This is a genomic window from Saccharothrix sp. ALI-22-I, from assembly GCF_001984175.1.
Lineage (GTDB): Bacteria > Actinomycetota > Actinomycetes > Mycobacteriales > Pseudonocardiaceae > Actinosynnema.
In genome coordinates this window covers 1-18,562 of the sequence record NZ_MTQP01000066.1, presented here as the reverse complement: position 1 = coordinate 18,562, position 18,562 = coordinate 1, and the positions used below count along the sequence as shown (strand labels likewise).

Annotated in this window: 11 protein-coding genes; 6 read left to right on the top strand and 5 right to left on the bottom strand. The window is 72.9% G+C overall.

What is annotated here, in order from left to right; all coding sequences use genetic code 11:
* Window positions 1-18 precede the first annotated feature (18 nt).
* The gene (locus ALI22I_RS28730) at window positions 19-2,478 is read right to left on the bottom strand and encodes a protein kinase domain-containing protein (protein ID WP_077008695.1); all 2,460 of its coding nucleotides are present in this window, start codon (window positions 2,476-2,478) and stop codon (window positions 19-21) included.
* Window positions 2,475-4,409 (bottom strand): hypothetical protein, encoded by a 1,935-nt coding sequence (locus tag ALI22I_RS28725; protein ID WP_077008694.1) that lies wholly within the window; start codon window positions 4,407-4,409, stop codon window positions 2,475-2,477. The genes ALI22I_RS28730 and ALI22I_RS28725 overlap by 4 nt, the downstream gene beginning before the upstream one ends.
* Window positions 4,410-4,619: 210 nt before the next feature.
* Between ALI22I_RS28725 and ALI22I_RS28720 the strand changes: the two genes are divergently transcribed.
* From ALI22I_RS28720 to ALI22I_RS51245, 5 genes are read left to right on the top strand one after another with little or no spacing between them, the layout of a single operon-like run.
* Window positions 4,620-5,966: a hypothetical protein gene (locus ALI22I_RS28720; RefSeq protein ID WP_143532484.1), complete on the top strand. Its 1,347-nt coding sequence runs from the start codon at window positions 4,620-4,622 to the stop codon at window positions 5,964-5,966.
* The gene (locus ALI22I_RS28715) at window positions 5,963-7,228 is read left to right on the top strand and encodes a CHAT domain-containing protein (protein ID WP_077008692.1); all 1,266 of its coding nucleotides are present in this window, start codon (window positions 5,963-5,965) and stop codon (window positions 7,226-7,228) included. The genes ALI22I_RS28720 and ALI22I_RS28715 overlap by 4 nt, the downstream gene beginning before the upstream one ends.
* A gap of 24 nt (window positions 7,229-7,252) precedes the next feature.
* Window positions 7,253-8,935: a CHAT domain-containing protein gene (locus ALI22I_RS28710; RefSeq protein ID WP_077008691.1), complete on the top strand. Its 1,683-nt coding sequence runs from the start codon at window positions 7,253-7,255 to the stop codon at window positions 8,933-8,935.
* Window positions 8,932-10,026, top strand: a complete 1,095-nt coding sequence (locus tag ALI22I_RS28705; RefSeq protein WP_077008690.1) for a hypothetical protein — start codon at window positions 8,932-8,934, stop codon at window positions 10,024-10,026. Before ALI22I_RS28710 ends, ALI22I_RS28705 begins: the two co-directional genes overlap by 4 nt.
* On the top strand, window positions 10,010-10,165 hold the full coding sequence (locus ALI22I_RS51245; RefSeq protein WP_179118396.1) for a hypothetical protein: 156 nt from the start codon (window positions 10,010-10,012) through the stop codon (window positions 10,163-10,165). Before ALI22I_RS28705 ends, ALI22I_RS51245 begins: the two co-directional genes overlap by 17 nt.
* Before the next feature lie 13 nt (window positions 10,166-10,178).
* Here the strand turns inward: ALI22I_RS51245 and fxsT are convergent, their stop codons facing one another.
* The 3 genes from fxsT to ALI22I_RS28690 all read right to left on the bottom strand — a co-directional run bounded on the left by fxsT (window position 10,179) and on the right by ALI22I_RS28690 (window position 15,368).
* On the bottom strand, window positions 10,179-12,506 hold the full coding sequence (fxsT, locus tag ALI22I_RS28700; protein ID WP_077008689.1) for an FxSxx-COOH system tetratricopeptide repeat protein: 2,328 nt from the start codon (window positions 12,504-12,506) through the stop codon (window positions 10,179-10,181).
* A 3-nt stretch (window positions 12,507-12,509) separates the two neighbouring features.
* Window positions 12,510-13,814 carry a helix-turn-helix domain-containing protein gene (locus tag ALI22I_RS28695; RefSeq protein WP_077008688.1) on the bottom strand — a complete coding sequence of 435 codons (1,305 nt, stop codon included), beginning with the start codon at window positions 13,812-13,814 and terminating at the stop codon, window positions 12,510-12,512.
* Between the two features lie 588 nt (window positions 13,815-14,402).
* Window positions 14,403-15,368, bottom strand: coding sequence for a hypothetical protein (locus tag ALI22I_RS28690; protein WP_077008687.1), 966 nt, complete (start codon window positions 15,366-15,368; stop codon window positions 14,403-14,405).
* 408 nt (window positions 15,369-15,776) lie between these two features.
* Between ALI22I_RS28690 and ALI22I_RS28685 the strand changes: the two genes are divergently transcribed.
* Entirely contained in the window at window positions 15,777-18,305 is a 2,529-nt protein-coding gene (locus tag ALI22I_RS28685) for a helix-turn-helix transcriptional regulator (protein ID WP_077008686.1), read from the top strand.
* Window positions 18,306-18,562: the final 257 nt, after the last annotated feature.

Sequence of the window (18,562 nt, the reverse complement as noted above, 5' to 3'; positions counted from 1 at the left end):
CCCTTCCGGTGGTGGGTGTCAGATGGTCAGCCAGACGGACATCGGCGACGGCAGCCACGTCGGCACCTCCCAGTGGAACCACAGGTGCGCGGCGCGCAGCGCGAACAGCGCGACGACCGCGAAGACGAGGGCCCGCTTGGTCGCCCGCACACCGGGGAGATCGCTGCGCACGCCGCGCCTGGCGACGGCGACGGTCCAGCCGGACAGCGCCAGTGCAGCCAGTGCCGCGATCCCGAGCGTGACGGGCATCGACTCGGCGTTGCCGGTGAACAGCGTGTTGAGGGCGACCAGTCCGTCCGCCACACCGGTTCGCCACTCGATCGGGAAGACGAGCACGTGGAGCTGGCCGGTCGGCAGCGCGCCCGCCAGCACCACTGCGGAGCCCAGCGCGATCTGCACGGCGCGCCTGCCCGCCGACGCCGGGGCGCGGGGTCTGATCAGCGCGCAGGCGAGCAGGACGGCGACCGGGAACGCGAGTCGGACCTGCAGTTCGGTCGGGTCGGTCGTGGTGCCCTGGTCGATCAGGACGAAACCCTGCACCGCGACGAAGGTCGCCAAGTACGCGACCACGAGCGCCATCAGCAGGGCGAGCAGGTCCCGTGAGATCGGCCGCAGGCGCGCCGTCGCCCGGCGGATCGACTCCCGCCTGGCGTCGCGGGCGGCGTCCGCCGCCGCTTTGGCCTTGACCGCTTCGGCCGCTCTCGTGGCGGCCATCGCTGCCCGTGCCCGACCGGTGGTGGCCGCCGCGAGCACCAGGGCCGCCAACTGGTCGGGCGAGGTGCCCTGGCGCGCGTCGGTGCTGAGCTGACGCCACCAGGAGGCTCCGGTCGCCTGCTGGTCGCGCACCAGTTCCCGGCGCAACCCGTCGACGAACGCCGGGTCGACCAGCGTGCGGACCAGCGTGGCCTGTGCGTCGGCCAGCTCCTCGCCGGTCAACGGCGACAGCGGCGCGGGGCGCAGTCGGGGCGCGAGTGCTTGCGCACGCAGGTCGAGGGCGCGCCGGGCGGAGTCCCACCGGTCCGCGGCGGATTCGAGCACCTCGCACCGGTCGCCGCACCGCGGGTGCGCGGTGCAGCGATGTCTGCCGAACACCCTCAGCGCCGCGGCGTCCAGTTGCGCCAGCAGGGTCGCGGCGGTCGGGTCGTGGACGGCGGACGCGGCCAGCGCGGCGATGCCGTCCGCATCCGCCGCCCGACCCTGGAAGCTGGGCCGGAGTTCGGGCGCCACCCACGAGATGAAGCGGGCCGCGCGCAGCGCCGCCTCCGTCCGGCTCGCCGGGTCCCTGGCGAACAAGTCCTTCGGCAGCACGACATCGGCGAAGTTGTCCCGGAGCCACCCGTCGAGGTCCAGCCGCTGGTCGCGCGACTCGAACAGCCGGGTCGCGGCCGACCAGTTCTCGCTGATGGCCAGCGCCACCTCGGCGGGCTCACGGCACGCGCGGCCCGCCACCTCGATCGGTGACGTCGCGGGCTCGGCGGCGGCCCGCTCCTCGAAGCGTCCGCTGTGGACCGCGGGTGACCCGCCCGCGAGCCAGGAGCGGATCTCGGCCGCGCCCCACCGGTAGTCCTGCGCGAAGGTGAGCAGACCGGCGCACAGCATCCGCCACCGGGGATCGGTCACCTCGGAGAGGTCGACGCCGTGCTGGGTCAGGTGCTCGAACAGCGTGTGCGCGTCGTCGATCGCCTCGTCCATGATGCCCGAGTTGGGGTTGCGCCCGATCAGCAACTCGGTGATGACGACCCCGAGCGCCCACCAGTCCTGCTCGGCGTCCCGGCTGCGGCGCAGCCACGTCTCGGGCGCCTGGTACTCGGCCGTGCCCGCCTGGCGGGTGGTCATCCTGGTCGTCCTGATCTCCGCGACCAGCCCGAAATCGCAGAACACCAGGTCGAGCGGCTCCCTGGTGCGCACCAGGATGTTCTCCGGTTTGACGTCGCGGTGCGCGAGTCCGGTGGACGACCCGTGCCGGACGCCGGTGTGCAGGTGCTCCAGCGCGTTGGTGAGTTCGACCAGGATCTCGCGGACGCGCGCCTCCGGCAGCCGGGGACCTTCGGTCCGGACGAGGTCGCGCAGCGAGCCACCCGCGACGTGCTCCAGCACCTCCCAGCTCGTCGAGTTGCCGAAGCGGTCCGTGTGCTCGCCCCAGCCGGTGATCCGGACCAGGTGATCGGAATCGGCCCGCTGCAACGCCATCAGCAGCTCCGGATCGGGTCGGATGGCGCTGCCGTAGAGCTTGACGACGTGGTCGGAGCCGTCCGCGCGGTGGCGGACCCGCATCACCAGGTGCGCCTCGCCGCCGGCCGGCATACCGCTGACCGGTTCGTACTCCTCGAACAGCGGTGCGGGCAGGCCACCGGTCTCCACGGCGGGATCCGGCGCCTCGGGCTGGTCCCGTCGGGTGGCCCGCGGGTCGGCGACGTCGCGGCGGGTCGCCGCGGACTGCCGCGGCGGGTCCCGGCGGGTGGGGGCCGCGTCGGTCACGGTCGTCTCCTCGCCGTGTCGGTCGGGAACTGGTCGGAGGTGAGCTGGTTGGCCGCGACCTGGGCGGCGGCGGACTCCGCGGCGCGCAGCCGTTCGCCGGCGTCCGAGAACCGCTGCCGCAGCTCGGCGGGGATCGCGTCGTCCAGCGCCGGTCCGTCCCGCTCCAGCGCGGCGGACAGCAGCACCGCGCGCCCGGTCTCGGCGGACACGACGGCGTCGGTGAACCGGCCGTCGGCGGCGAGCGCCCGCATGGCGCGGGCGAGCACCCCCTGCGAACTCCGGCGCAGGGCGAACTCCGCGTGGCCGCGGTCGCTCTGCGCCCTGGCCAGCCGGTACAGGAATCGCACCACCTGCTGGTAGGCGTCGGCCCGTTCCGCCGCGGGCCCGTAGTCCCACGTCCAGTGCGCCCAGTGCAGCGCGGCGTCGTAGGCCCAGACGATGCTGGTCTCCGCAGCCGCTGCCATGCTTGTACGCGACGCCGCCGATGCCCGCAGCACGTCCTCGGTGTCCCCGGTCAGCGCGGAGCGGTGCTGGAGGAAGACCGCCAGCCGCACCGCGGCTATCGGCCGGACGGGCGACTGCGGGGCGAGGCGTTCGTAGAAGGTGACGAGCACGTCCTCGGCCTCGTTGATGTCCTCCAGGCTGTGGTTGGCCGCGCCGCGCGCCACCAGCGCCTCGGCGAGCGTGCCGCTCACCGCAAGCGCGCTGCGCGAGTCGGCGCGGCACCTCGCGATCGCGTGGCGCAACAACTCGACGGACTCCTCCAGGTCCGCCTTGGTGCCGAGACCGAGGATGTACCGGTCGAGCAGGCACACGGCGAGCACCCCGTCGGCCATGCTGTCCACGTCGCGGACCGGCAGGGCGACTGCCTCCCTGGCGAACGACAGCGCCTGGTCCAGGTCCCACCGCGCGTCCGCGAGCCCGGCGAGCTGCCGGTTGCGGAAGCGGAGGGAGTGCACCTGCGCCAGGCACACCAGAAGACTCTCCCGCAGGGGCGAGTCGTCGGCGAGGCCGTGCAGCTCCTCGCGGAGGTCGGCGAGCCACGCGTCGAACGAGGCGAGGTCGCTCGTCATCCCGTAGGCGATCCCGGCGTCCAGGAGCGACCTGGTGGTGTGCAGGGACTTGCCCATGGCCCCCGACATCGGGCCGGAGGTGGCTCTCGGCACCACCACCGGGTCGGGCGAGGGCTGCCCGGGGGCACCGCCGTTTTGCGCGCGGACCGCCGCCAGCCCGTGCTTCATCTGCCGGAGGAGGTCCTCGAAGCCGGGGAGCGTCTGCTCGACCCGGTCCACGTCCAGCCCTTCGAGCAGCTCGCCCGCACGTTCGGCGTCCCTCGGGTCGGTCGACCACCGGACCGAGTACCGCGCGGTCAGCGCGATCGCCAGCGCGAACCGCGCGAGATCGGCCTTCAGCCGCTTGATCGCGGACCCGGCGGTGGTCGTGGTGTCGGCCGCCCGTTCGAGCAGGGCGACCCCGTCGTCGAGCAGCCCGGTGCTGCCCCCGTGGTTGGACGCGGCCGTCAACGCCATTCCCAGCTGGACCAGCAGCATCGCGTCCTGCGTCGACTCCAGTGCCCTCCGGTTCAGCAACCCGGCGGTGAGGGTGATCGACTCGGCGACCGCGTCCGGGGTCATCCGAACGCACAGCAGCAAAGCGAGTACCCGTTCCGCCTTGTCCCGGAGCTGGTGTCGAGCCGGTGTCAGTGAAATCGCCTGGCGAAGCAGTTCGACGCCTTCGTCGACTTCCGCCTGTTGATGGGTGTACTGGTGTCGCCCGTACAGCGCGGCGGCCAGGTAGATCAGCCCCTCGACCCGCCTCGACCGGTTCGAGCCGGCCTTCACCAGCGCTTCCCTTGCCGCGCGGACCTGCTCGTCGACCTGGTCGCCGGGGAAGTACGACTGGAGCGACGGAACGGGTGCACCTGCTGACATGGGGTATTCCTCGGCGAAGTGGACATTCGTCGGACCGGTGAGAAGGATGACCGAGTCTAGGTACGCCCGCGCATTGCGCACAAGTGTGCGAGCCTTGGTCGAGTAGTCAATTCACGGGCATTGTCGGGTGGATTGGACAACTGATGGACAACTGATTGTCAATACGTTCCGCCCGGTACCGCCAATCCATTTGGCGGAGAGACTGTAGCCGTGATCGAAAGAGTTGACACGTCGTCGAGGGCCGTGGCGTCCAACGACCTCGGCGTGGCGCTCAGGGACCGCTACGAGCGCAGCGGCGACCCGGCGGATCTCGCGCGCGCTGTCGAACACCTCCGCGACGCGGTCCGGCTGACCACCCCGCGCTCACCCGACCTGCCGCGCTACCTCGGCAACCTCGCGCGGGCCGTGCGACTGCGCCACGACCGCACCGGTGACCCCGCCGACCTCGACGAGGGCCTGGCCCTGTTCGACCGCGTCGCCGCGTTGGCGGACGACACCGGGCCGATCCGCGCCGAGTACCGGGGCGAGCACGCGTGCCTGCTGCTCGACCGGTTCGAACGCGACGGAGAGGCGTCCGATGTGGACACCGCGCTCGCGCTCCTCCAGCAGGCCGTGGCCGAGACGCCACCCGGCGCGCCCGCCCGTGCCGGGCTGCTCAACACCCGGGGGAACTGCCTGCGAGCGCGGTTCGAGCTCACCGGCCGGTCCACCGACCTGGAGTCGGCCACCACCGCGTTCCGACTCGCGCTGGACTGCGGCGCCACCACCGCCCCCGAACGCGCGACCTACCTCGACAACCTCGCCAACTGCCTGATCGACAGGTACCGCGTGGACGACGACCTCACCCAGTTGGACCGCGCGGTGGACACGTTCTCGGTCGCGTTGGCCATCTCGCCCGACCACCCGCGTGTGCGCGCGAACCTCGCGGGCGCGCTGTGGCACCGCTGGATCGAGCACGGCGACGAGCGCGACCTGGACTCCGTCGTGGACATCCTCCGCGAGGTGGTCGAAGCGGACGTGGCCGGTGGAGCCCGGTGGTCCAACAACCTCGCGGTGGCGCTGGGGGACAGGTACCGGGTCCGCGCCGACGCGGCGGACCTGGCCGAGGCGACCGCCGTGTTCCGGACCGCGTGCGAGTCCGGCGCGGTCGCGGACATCCGGTGGAGCCTGCTGGCCGCGCGCAACTGGGGCAAGTGGGCGATGGGCCGCGCCGCGTGGGCCGAGGCGGCGCAGGCGCACGGGTTCGGCAGGGCGGCCGCGCTGCACCTGTCCGCCACGCGGAACCGCGGCCGGCACCAGGAGCACTGGCTGCGGCAGGCGAGGGGTCTCGCCGTGGACAGCGCGGTGACCAGCCTGCGGATGGGCGACCTCCGGGACGCGGTGCTCGCGTTGGAGGAGGGCAGGGCGCTCGTGCTGGCCGAGGCGCTGGCGCGCGAGTCGGCCGAGCTCGACGGGCTCGCGGACGAGGGGCGAGCCGACCTCGCCGAGCGTTACCGCGTGGGCGTCGACCGGCTCGTCGCACTCACCAGACCCCGATCGGGAACAGGCAGGAGATGAGCACGGTGCACGGCAGTCCACTCGACGACCTGCGGGCCGCGCGGCGGGAGTTCGACGACGTCGTCGCGGAGATCCGCGCGGTGCCGGGGTACCGGGACTTCTTGACCGAGCCCCGGTTCGACGACATCGCGCGGGCCGCGACCGATCAGCCGCTGTGCTACCTGGCGGCGGCCGACGACGGCGGTTCGGCCTTCGTCGTCCGGGACGGCGAGGTGGACCACGTCGCGCTGCCCGGCCTGGGCGCACCGGCGGTGCACGACGCGGTTTCCGCGCACCTCGGCGGTTATCACGCCTTCCGGGCGAGCGGGGGAGCGGCCTTCGAGGGGTGGGCCGCCGACCTCGACGCACGGACGGGGTGGCTGTGGGACGCGGTGATGGGCCCGGTGCTCGACCGGATCGGGGCCGTGGAGGAGATCACCGTCGTCGCGGGCGGCCTGCTCGGTCTGCTCCCGCTGCACGCCGCGTGGTGCCCGGACAGTTCGACCGCCACGGGTAGGCACTACGCGGTGGACAGCGCGGCGATCAGCTACGTCCCGAACGCGCGGTCGCTCACCACCGCGCGGGAGCGGGCGGCGCGCGCCGGCTACGGCAAGGCCCTCGTGGTGGCCGACCCGACGTCGACCGGCCTGGAACCGTTGCCCTCCGCGCGGTTCGAGGCGATGGCGATGTCGGCCGGTTCGACCTCGGTCCTGGCGGGCTCGGACGCGACCGCCGACCGGGTCCGCGACGGGTTGCGGACGGCCGAGGTGCTGCACTTCGCCTGTCACGGGATCGCGGACCTGCTGTCCCCTGTGGACAGTCGGCTGGCGCTGGCGGACGGCGAGTCGCTGACGTTGAGGGATCTGTTGGCGCTCAAGGTGACGGCTCGGCTGGCCGTGCTGTCGGCGTGCGAGACCGCCATGCCGGGCACCGACCTGCCGGACGAGGCGCTGGGGTTGCCGATGGGACTGCTGCAGGCGGGCGCGGCGGGCGTGGTGGCCTCGCTCTGGGCGGTGCACGACCTGTCGACCACGATGCTGATGGTGGAGTTCCACCGCAGATGGGCGGGCGGAGAGCTGTCTCCGGCTCAGGCGCTCCGGCAAGCGCAGCGGTGGGTGCGCGACAGCACCAACGCGGAGAAAGCCTCGGCGTGGCGGGCCGCCGAGGGCCTGCCCGCGGAACTCGTCGAGCACCTCGACGACGAGCTGTCCCTGCGGGAACCGCGGCACCGGGACGAGTCGCCGGTCCACGCGTGGGCGGCCTTTCAGCACATCGGCGCGTGATCGGGCGCGGAGAGGAGTCCGAGGGTGGACGAACGGGAGTGGCGGGAGTGGGCGGTGGCCGTCGCGCCGCACCTGCGCACGCTGCTGGGTGCCGTCGAGGCGGCGGCCGTCGAGCGCGAGTTGGCGGCCGCGCTGGCCTTGCCGCCGGAGCGGGCGAAGAGCGAGCTGCGGCGGATCATCGTCGGCCACCAGGAATTGCGGACGTGGGTCAAGCGGCAGCGTGACGCGCGCCGCGACGGGTACCGGGTCGCCCACCAGCCGACCACCTCGGCGCAGCGCCACCTCGCCGTCGACTTCCCCGGCCGGGCCGCGCTCGGTGCCCGGATCCCGATGATCGTCCAAGTGGTCCGCGCGCCGGTGGACGGGCGCTCGTCGCCGTTGCGGTCCTTCGTGCTGACCAAGCCGGAGACGCTGAGCATCAGCGTGTCGGCCGGTCCCGGCCTGCAGGGGATCGGCGACCTCGACCAGGACCTCCTGCTGCCGGTGGCGGCCGACTCCGACCAGCTCCGGTTCGCCTTCGTGCTCGTCGCGCCCGGCCTGCACGAGGTGTTCGTCCGGGCGTTCCTCGGCGGGTCGTGCCTCGGCGAGTTCCGCGCCGAGATCTCCGTGGAGCGGGACGTGCCGACCCAGGACCTCGGCGTCCGCGGCGCGGAGCTGCGGCAGATCGTGCGCGAGCCCGGTGAGGTGACGCTCGAAGTGGGACCCTGCGCCGACGGCTACTCGTTCCGGCTGGTCTGCGACGTCCCGTACGAGCGGGTGGTGTCCCGGAGGCTGGGCGACGACGTCAGCGTCGTCGCCGAGCGCGTCGCGGCGGAGATCCGGAACCTGGCCGGGCGGAGGTCGGCCTTCGAGGACCCGAAGCACGTGCGTCGACGGCTGGTCGGCCTCGGCGCGAGTCTGTGGGTCGACGCGGTGCCGTCCGCGATCCGGGAGCAGTTCTGGGCGCAACTGCCGAGCATCACCTCGTTGTCGGTGATCAGCGACCTGGACACCACCCCCTGGGAATTGCTGCACCCCGTGGACCAGGACCGGGGGAAGTTCCTGGTCGAGTGGTTCCCCGTGGTGCGCCGGGTGAACGGCCAGGACCAACACCCGCGCACGCTGCGACTGTCGAACGCCGGGTACGTGGTGCCGCCGACGTCGCCCGACGACGCGCACGCCGAGGTCGCGGCGATCCGCGCGAAGCTCGGTCCCCGGGTCGCGGACCGGGGTGTGGTGGAGAAGTGGGGCGAGCTCAGCGATCTCGTCGTCGACGGCGGCTTCGACCTGCTCCACTTCGCCTGCCACAACACCTTCGACGTCGACAGCGGTTCCGCGCTGGAGCTGCTGGGCGGCACGTTCCGGCCGGTCGATCTCGAAGTCTGCGTGCAGCGCAGGGTGTTGGCGGCGACCGGGCCGCTGGTGTTCTTCAACGCCTGTCGCAGCGCGGGTGAAGCGCGCACGCTCACCAGCACCAGCGGGTGGGCCACCCGGTTCATGAGAGCGGGTGCGGGCGCGTTCGTCGGCGCGCTGTGGGCGGTCCGGTCCTCCTCCGCGCGGGTCTTCGCCGAGTCGTTCTACGACGCGCTGCTCGGCGGGCAGCCGTTGGGGAGGGCGTCGATGACCGCGCGGGAGTCCGTGATGGTCGACGAGGGCGACCCGACCTGGCTCGCCTACACCGTCTACGGCAACCCGTCCGCAGCGGTCGAGCGGTCGGAGACGTCGTGACGGACCTGGTCTTCGTGCTGCACGGAGTGGGTTACCGGGGGCGCGAGGACGATTTCGGTGCGGTCGTCGCCGGTCTGGCCGACGCGTCGGGCTTGGCGCTGCACCCGGTGTTCTGGGGAGATCTCGCGGCACGGGAGGCCACCGTCCGGTCGGTCGTGCCGTCGACGAGTGGGCGCGGAGGATTGCGCGACGACGAGGACCCCGACGCGCCGCAGTGGCACCGGGGAGGCGTCGACCTCGACCGCGGCCTCGACCCGGTCGAGGCCGGTGTCCTGCGCAGGCTGGAGGAGGTGGGCTCGACCCGGTGGGCGCCGCTGCTGCTGGCACAGGTCCAGGAGTGCTGGCCTGAGGCGGACAACCTCCGTCGGGTCGACGACGTGGTGGTGCTGACCGAGGTGGGCGAGGCGATCGCCGACCTCGTGGTGGACCTGTCGCCCGACGGCTACCTGCGGGGGCTCGACCGGCGGGTGCTGGCGCGCTGCCTGCGCCGGTTCGACCGGTTGGTGGGAGCCACCCAGACGGCGACCGCGGGGCGGATGAACTCCTCGCTGCGGGCGCACCTGCTGCCCGGCATCGGCCGGTTCCTCGGTGACGTCCTGGTGTACCAACGACATCAGGCGGCGATCCAGCAGCGGGTCCGCGACGTGATCGGGTCGGCTGGCCGGTCGCTCGGCGGCGAGGGCGATCCCGTCCGGGTGCTCGCGCACAGCCTCGGCGGCGTGATCGCGATGGACCTCGCGACCGCGCCCGTGCCCGTGTGGGTCCGGTCGCTGGTCACGTTCGGCAGCCAGTGGCCGCTGTTCGACCTCGTGGACCCGCGGTTCTCCGCACACCGCGAGACGGGTCCGGTGGTGCTGCCCCCGGCGGTCGGCGGGTGGACGAACGTGTGGGAGCCGCTGGACCCGCTGGCCTTCGTCACCGGTGACCGTTACCTGCTGCACGACGGTTCCGCGCCGAGGAACGTGGCGCTGGACCACTTGGCGACCTGGGGTCTGTGGACGCATTCGGTGTACTGGCGCTCCCACGACTTCCTGCGGGTGCTGGACGAGGTGTTCGGGAAGGGAGCCGGGTGCGGTGACGGCCGAGGCTGAGCACGAGCGGCCGCCCGAGCCGGGCGATCGCAGGTTCACCGACAAGGGCGTGGTCCTGGTGTTCGACGGTGAGCGGTGGGCGGTCGACCCGGCGTTCCCCGGAGACGGCGAAGGCACCCCGATCCGCGAGGACGACTGAGCAGCGGAGCCGGCTAGCCGGGCAGGTGGCGCAGCCGGGCGTTGTTGTCCTGTTCCAGCCGGTCCGCCTCGGCGTGCGCCCCCAGCGCGCGCAGGTCCTGCACGAGGTTGTTCGCACACCGCAACGTTTCGATGTGGTCCTCGCCGAGCACCCGTCGGCAGCGGGCGAGCGTGTCCTCGTTCCACGCCCTGGCCTCGGCCGCCGAGCCCAGCAGCCGCAGGTCGACGGCCAGGGCGTGGGTCGATCGCAGGGTGTCGACGTGGTCCTCGCCCAGCACCCGCGCGAACCGCGCGCGGGTGTCCAGGTCCAGCGCCAACGCCTCCCGGACCGACCGCACCGTGCGCAGGTGCACCGCGAGGTTGTGCGCGGTGCGCAGCGTGTCCGGGTGGTCGCCGCCGAGGATCTCGCGACGGCGGCGCAGCACCTCCTCGTGCCGGTGCCTGCTGTCCTGCCGGGACAGCGCCCACGCGACGGCGGCCAGGTCGTGCTCGGCGGCCAGCGTGTCCGGGTGGTCCGGTCCGAGTGCCTGCCGCCGGTGCGCCAGCACGCGCTCGTCCAGTTCGCGTGCCGAGTCGTAGTCGCCGAGCCGGAAGTGCGCGCCGGCCAGTTGGCTGGTCGCCGCCAGGACGGTCGGGTGTCGCTCGCCGAACTCGGCCGTCCAGTGCGCGAGGGCGGCGGAGACGAGGTCCCGCGCGGTTTTCGCGTCACCCAGCACCACCAGGTAGTGCGACGCATCCAGCACGAGCCGGTGGCACCGGGGATCGGCGCCGCGCACGAGGTCGAGCGCGAGTACGTGCGGCAGCAGGACGGCGTACCGCCCCCAGGACTCCGCCGAGCGCGGGTCCCCGGGGTGGCGCGCCACGAGCACCTGGCGCGCGGCGTCACGGGTGCGCGCGGACTGCTCCGCTGTCATCCGGTCGCGGACGTAGGACTGGAACAGGTGGTGCGGGCGCAGGTGCCCGGTCCGCACGTCGACCAATCCGGATCTGGCGACCGCGGCCGCCGCGTCGTCCAGCCGGATCGGGTCGGTCGCGATTTCCCGCAGCGGCGTCGCGAGAGCGGTGGCCGCCGCGTCGAACAGGTCGACGGGAATCGGTGTGGCCGCGAAGAAGGCGCACAGCCGCGCCAGTTCCGCGCCCGCCGGGTCGGTCGACTCCAGCGACTCCAGCGCCAGTGACCACACCTCGCCCAACGTCCGGGGGTACGTGGGAGACCCGCCGCGGTCGAGCAGCGGGCCGACGCGGGTGCCGAGCAACTCCAGGTAGCGCCGCACGCCGATGGTCGACCCGCGCAGGAACGTGGCCGCCTGCGCCACCGCCAGCGGCAGGTCGTCCAGCGCCTCGGCGAGTTCGCTCGCCTGCGCCTCGGGCAGGTGGTCGAGCCGTTCGGTCAACAACCGCACGGACTCCGATCTGGTGAGGCCCGGTGTGTCCACCACGACGGCGGGTGGCGCCCAGCGGTGGTCGCGCGAGGTGACCAGCACGCGGTCCGGGCACCCGGCGAGCACGTCGCCCAGCGCGTGCACGTCGTCGACGCCGTCGAGCACCAGCAGCCACCTCCCGCGCCGGTTGAGTTCGCGGCACAGGTGGTCGATGCCAGACCTGGGGTCGAGACCGGCCGCTCGTGCCAGCTCGCCGACCTGCTCGGTGATCAGCTCGGGCCGCTCGCCGGACACCCACCAGGTCGTGTGGTGCTCGTGCGCGTGCCGGTGGGCGTATTCGGCCGCCAGCTGCGTCTTGCCCACGCCGGCCCTGCCGTGCAGGACGACGACGGCTCCGTCGGCCATGGCGTCGTCCACCCGTGCGAGCAACGCGGGCCGGTCGACCGCTCCCCACAGCCGCACCGGGAGCCGGGAGGTCCGGCTCGGCCGCGGTGGTGCGAGCTCATCGAGCTCCGACAGGTCGCGCACCAGCGCGGTCAGGCCCGCGCGCAGGCTGCGGTGGTCGAGCTTGACGCTCTGCCGCTTGGCCAGCGGGCGGATGCTCGGTGGCAGCTGTCCGGGCTCCAGCCTCGGCAGGTCGTGCAGCAGGACCGGGATGACGTGCTTGTCCTCGCGCAACGCCAACATGATCTCGCGCCGCACCCAGTCGTTCCGCTGCCACAGCCGGCGGCGCCCCGCGCTGTCGGTCGACCCCAGCCAGCGCGGACCGATGACCACCAGCACCACCCGGCAGCGCCGCAGCTTCTCCAGCAGCACCACCGTGAAGTCCTCACCGGGGCGCAGCGAGTTGGTCGACCGGAAGACCCGGTCGGCGCCGAACCGGGTCGCCAACTCGTCGTACAGCAGCGCGGCGGCGTAGTTGTCGTCGCCGTTGCGGAAGTTCACGAAGATCGCGCTCACCGGCTAGGCGGGCCTGCCTGCGCCGGGGTGCAGCGCGGCCGACAGCGCCGGGTAGAGGTCCCGCACCCGCGGGTGGGACAGCCACCTCGACAGCGTCCGCGCCAGCGCGACCAGGTCCGACCGCGAGGTCGCCGAGTCGACCGACGCGAGGTCGCCGAGCAGGTCCCAAGTGAGCAGGCAGGCCTGGTCGACCTCGCCGGAGGTCGCGTAGGACAGCGCTTGCCGCACCCGCCACCGGAGCTGGAACCGGCGGGAGGCGGGCGGCACCGCGCGGAGTTCGCGTTCGAACGCCGCCGCCGCCTCTTCCGGCCGGCCGAGGTCGTGCAGGCACCACGCCGTCGTCAGACCGACCGGGTTGCGCACGGTGCCGGAGCCGAGCACCGGCCCGGCCTGCTTGGGCTCGTCCGCGGACAGCAGCGCCTGGGCCTTCTCCAACGAGCGCAGGCACGCCGTCGCGGAGCCTGCCAGCGCGTGTCCCTGCGCCTCGCGCTGCGCGGCCAGACCACGCACGCGCGCGCCGGCCCCGGGGTGCCGCTGGGCCTGCCGTGCCAGTTCCACGGTCTGCTGGGCGTCGCGGGTGTAGAGGGTGATGAGCGCTCGCCGCACCAGGCTGTAGGCGGCCAGCTCCGCGTCGCCGCCTTCCGCTGCCAGCCGCACCGCCCGCTCGGTCCACCACAGCGCGGCCGGGTCCTGACCGGACTCCTGCGCCATCCACCCGGTGTACTCGGCGTACCGGGCGGCCAGGGTGAACGCGGCGGTCCGGGTGCGCCCGCCCGAGCCCGTCGCGATCTGCTGGAGCGTCTGCGTCTGGGTGATCAGGGTCGGCAGCATGATCTCCGGCGACGCCTGCTGCCCGAGCTGCCGGAGCTGGGGGAAGAGCTCGCCGAACGTGGTCAGCGCCGCCTCGTGGCGCGCGTTGCCCACCGGCGACCGACCGCCCGTGCGCAGCGCGAGCAGCGACGTCGCGCCGAGGGCCAGCACGGACCTGCGGTCCACCGGCTGGAACCACACCGAGCCGTCGTCGTCCATCTGCATCACCCAACGCCCTTCGTCCTGGTCGTCGCGGTCGCGGCGGCCCGATGACGACGTGGTCCTCCGGTCCGCGACCGCGGCGATCAACCTGCCCTCCACGTCGAGCGCCGCGTCGCACTGCCTGGCCAGGCCTTCCGACGGCGGCCGCAGTCCCATCTCGACCTTGCTGAGGTAGCCCTTGCTGTAGTGCGTCCGGCGCGCCAGTTCACCCAGAGACACGTCCCTGGCCATACGCAGCGTGCGCAACAGCGAGCCGAACGGTTCTCCGTTGTCCATGTCGGCTCCTGTGGAAATCGTTCGCCAAAGGGGTTCCAGCGCCAGTGCACACGATTGCCGGGCGCCGGGCAAGGCGTGGCGACCGGTTGGCAACGGGCAACCCGCAAAACTGCGGACCGTGGACAGGTGGGTGCCGGATCCCGGTCGACCCGATTCCGGTGCGCGGTGGTTCCGTTTCCTGTTTCCAGCCCTTCCGTCACGTTGGCAACACCTTCTCGTGAGCCTGCCGGCGACTGATGATCGATTGAGTGCGGAACGGTCGTCGATTCAGTCGCCGGCGTCAACCTGTTTCTGAAGCGTCAGAAGGATGGGAACACGATGATGAGTTTCTTCTGCTCTTTTTCCGCTGCGGTGAAGACGGTTGCCGCGTGCCTGGCGATCGGCGTCATGACCGGTTTTTGCCTCGGTGCGCAGATCGTCGGCGGCTGATGCCCGTTCCGTGCGGCCGGTGTTCGCGGATTAGCCGAGGAGGAGGTGACCGACAATGGAGCCGCACCTGATCGTCACGCTGCTGCTTTTCGCCCTGACCGCGTTGGCGGGCTGAGTGGGACGGGTGGGCCCGGCGGCCGAGGGGTGCCGGGCCCACCCTCACGCGTACTCGGCCCAGCGCAGGCCGTACCCGTAGCCGGACATGAGGTTGGAGAACGTCACGTGCACCTCGTGCACCGCGTCGACCGGGACGGTGCCGCCGGAGGACGCCGGATCGTCGATCGCCCGGTGGAACACGCCCGGCACCAACTGCACCTCGGCGGGTGTGTTCGTGAGCGGGAACCGGACGCGGAGGTCGAACGCCTCGCACGGGCGTTCCGGGAAGAAGACGTAGTGGGGCCGCATGCCCTGGCCGTCGGGAAGGCGCATGACCAACCCGTACTCGTGGCTCTCGCCCGCGGACAGGGTCACCGGCAGGCGGAGTTCGAAGACGAACCTGTTGCCCGGGTGTCGCTGCCTGCCGATGAGTTCGGCGCCGAAGTACGGCTCGACGTGGAGCTCGGGCAGTCCGTGACCGTGCGTCCCGGTGGGCAGGGGCAGGGTGATCGACACGCGGATCCGGTCCAGCCCGTCGTGCTCGGCCACGATCGTGCGCCGCTCGAAGCACTCCGGCGTCGTCCGGTCCAGGCGGAGGACGGCCTCGAACCGCTGGACGTACCAGTCGTGACCCGCTGACGACCGCTGCCCGCGCGGCTCGGTCGCGATCGCGTTCTCGGCGAGCAGGTCGAACGCCTCGTCCATTCTCCGGCGGATTGTGCGGACATCGCGCGTGAATTTGTTGGCGAGGAGCTTGACCCGGTCATTGAGGAATTGACCTTGGGTGTCGCCGTGGAGTGCGAGAGTGGTGCGGAAGATCGTGCGCAGGTCGTCCGGGAGCTTCTCGCTGAGGGTGTGGAGCTTGTTGCCGACCTTGTCCCTGATCGAGGCGTGCGAGTCCGATTCGGTGATCGCGCACAGCTCGCGCAACGCCGGGCCCACCTCGTCGCCGATTCGAGGTGCCTGCATGCCGCGGCCCTTCCGGAGCGTGCGCAGCTCGGTCGCGAGGTCGGCCGACGAGAACGGCATGCATGTCTCCATTCGGTGAAGCGGTGTCGATCTGCTGGCGTGGTGGGCTGAAGCTTCCTGCTTACCGACAGGTCGGCAATGCTACAGCGGTGATGTCCGGCTTCGAACGCTTCGCATGATCGGTTATCGAACGTTCTCGCACTCACGTTACTTCGAGTGACGAATCCGCACGTTGTCACCTGAACGGGCTACCTTAGTTAGTCAGTTCGTGTGGGCGCTGCTCGCAACACAGCCGCTTAGGTATGTCTCGCCCACTTCGGCACCCCACCGGCGGCCTCGGCTTGCCGGGTCTACCGGGATGCCGCAAGCTCGATGCTTGGTTGAGTCAGTGCCTACGGTGGCGCACGGACCGGTCAGCAGTGACGGGTTTGTACGGTTCCGGCACCAACCCGGTCTCCGGGAGGCGCAGTGACCGTGGTGGTGGGTGTCGACGGTTCCGGGCGGACTTATCGCCTCGGTCAACTCGTGAACGCCTCCGGCACGCGGGCGTGGTGGGTCGGCTCCGGTGACCTGGCCACCGGGCTCGACGCCGCACGGGAAGCCGGGACCCCGGTCGTGGCGGACGACGCGCACCGGCTCTCCCCGGAGGTGTTGCGTGCCCTGACGGCCGCGGCGCGATCCGGGGTTCAGGTGCTGGTGGCGCGCAGACCGACGATCGGCAGCCCGGAGTTGGCCGACCTGGACGAGGCGGCGGCCGCCGACGGGGTGGAGGTTCTGGGGCCGCTGGATCGGGACGGGGTGGGCGCGCTGGTGGCCGCGGTCACCGGGCACCCGGCATCCCCGGTGGTCACGGCGGCGGTGCACGAGATGTCGGCGGGCTTGCCCGTCGTGGCGGCGGCGGTGGCCTCCACCTTGACCGGCACCAGCCGTGCCGCGTCCGGCGTCCCGGCGCCGGCATTGCTGGCCCGGGTACAGCGGCGGTTCGCGGTGCTGCCGCGGCACGTCGGGGCGGTGGCACGGGTGCTGGCGCTGCGGCTCGGACTGTCCGACGACGTGCTGGCCGCCGCGGCCGGAATCCCGCCCGAGGAGCTGCCCGGCGTCCTGCGCGTGCTGCGCGACGAGGGGATGCTCGTGCCCGACGGCGAGCGGATGATCCCGGCGATGGCCGACGCGGTGCTCGGCGAGCTGTCCTCGGCCGAGCGCCGCCGCCTGCACGACGCCGCGGCCGGGGCGCTCGCCGCGGCGGGGGCGGATCCGCTGATCACCGCGGCACAACTGCGGGCGGCGAGAGTGCGTACCCCGGCCGCCGCCGAGGTGTACCGGCAGGCCGGGGAGCTCACCCGGTTCGCCGACCCGGCGGCCGCCCTGGCCTGGTTCGACGACGCGACCGAGGCGGGCGCCGAGCCGTCCGCGGTGGCCGCCGGCCGGGCCGAGGCCGGCACGCTGCTCGGGCTGCCACCCGACGCCGACCTGCCGGCGCCGCCGGGCGCCGAGGCCCGCGTGGCCTGCCTCGCCGGCGCGGCCGCGGCCCACGACGGCCGCGCGGACCGCGCCGCCGACCTGCTGTTCGCCGCGCCGCCGCCGGGACCGCTGCTCGCCGTGCCGGTCCTGGTGGGCACCGGTCGGCTGGCGGACGCGCGGACGGCCACCTGCCGACCCGACGGCGCACCGGCGGCGCTGCGGTTCTCCGAGGCCGTGCTCACCGCGGTTCGTGACCCCGACGCCGCCGTGCCGCTGCTGATAGAGGCGGCCGAGGTGGCCGAACGCGCCACGCCGGTCGCCGTGCTCCCGGACACGCCGCACGCCATCGGGGCTGTCGTCGCCGTGCTCGCCGGGGACACGGCGGCCGCCGAGCACCTCCTCGACCGGGCCGCTCGCGCGGGTATCGGAGGGCCGGCGGCGGTCGAACGTCACCGGCTGCTGCTCGCCTGGGCACGGATGCGTGCCGGCCGCTACGACACCGCACTCGCCGAGCTGGCACGGCCCGTCAGCGGAGAGCTGCCCGCCCGGGAGCGGCTGTTGCGCGCGGCGATCGCCGCGGGCGCGGCGCGCAGGCGCGGGGACATCGCCGGGCTGCGGGCGGTGTGGGGTGGTGTGGAGCCGGTGCTCGCCCGCAGGGCCGTCGATCTCTGGCAGCTGGAACCCGTGGAGGAACTCCTGGTCGCCGCCGCGCGGCTGCGGCAGGGGCGGCGCATCGAGCCGATCCTGGAGTTGCTCGAACGGATCGTCGACCAGCTCGGCCGGCCACCGGCGTGGGCGGCGGCGCTCGGCTGGCTCCGGGTGCAGGTGGCCGTCGCCGGCGACGACCAGGACACCGCGGCGGCCCAGGCCCGGCGGCTCGCCGAGATCACGGCGCAGGCCCGGCGGCGGGGGGAGATGGCCGCCGGCCCGGCCCCGCGACCAGGAGAACCCGCCACTGACGCGCCGGCGGAGAAGTCCGGGCACCCGGCCGCGGACCGACTCGACCGGCTCGGCGAGGCCAGGGACCCCGCGGAGCTCGCCGCCGCGGACCAGCTCGGGCGGCTCGCCGCGGACACCGGGCCGATCGGGCACCGGGCCGCGGCCCAGTGCGCGGCCGCCACCGTCTGGTCCGCCGTGCTCGCCGGCACCCCCGTCCCACCCGACCAGGTCCTCGCCGTCACCGAGCAACTGGTCGCCGCACAGCTCCCGTGGGAGGCCTCCCGACTCGCCGGGCAGGCGGCCATCCACACCACCGACCCGGTCACCGCTCGCCGGCTCCTCGAACGGGCCCGCGAACTGTCCGACCCGGACTCCCAGACGGACGGCGCGGTGCAGACCGGTGGGCTTTCCGAGCGCGAACTCGCCGTCGGGAAGCTCGTCCTCGCCGGCAGCACGCACCGCGAGATCGGCGCCCAGCTCTACATCGCACCCAAAACCGTCGAGCACCACGTGGCGCGAATCCGGACCAAACTCGGCGCCGCCTCCCGGGCCGAGCTGCTCGCCGCGCTCCGCGAGATCCTCGCTGACCAAGCGTGACCGTCCGGGCACGCACGGGTTTTTCGGCGCCCCCTCGACGCACGCGACCTCGATCACCGACTTCCCCCTAGCGGTCCCCCATCGTGACGGGGGTCTCCCCGATGCCCGGATGTGGCCACCCGGCGCAACCTTGTGACACGCCCAACGAGGAACGGGCCCCACCGAAACCGAGGAGCAACAAATGGCCGTCGATGCCTACGAGAAGCTGACCTCTTTCATCAAGAACCTGCTGAGCGACGAGGAGTTCGCCAAGGACT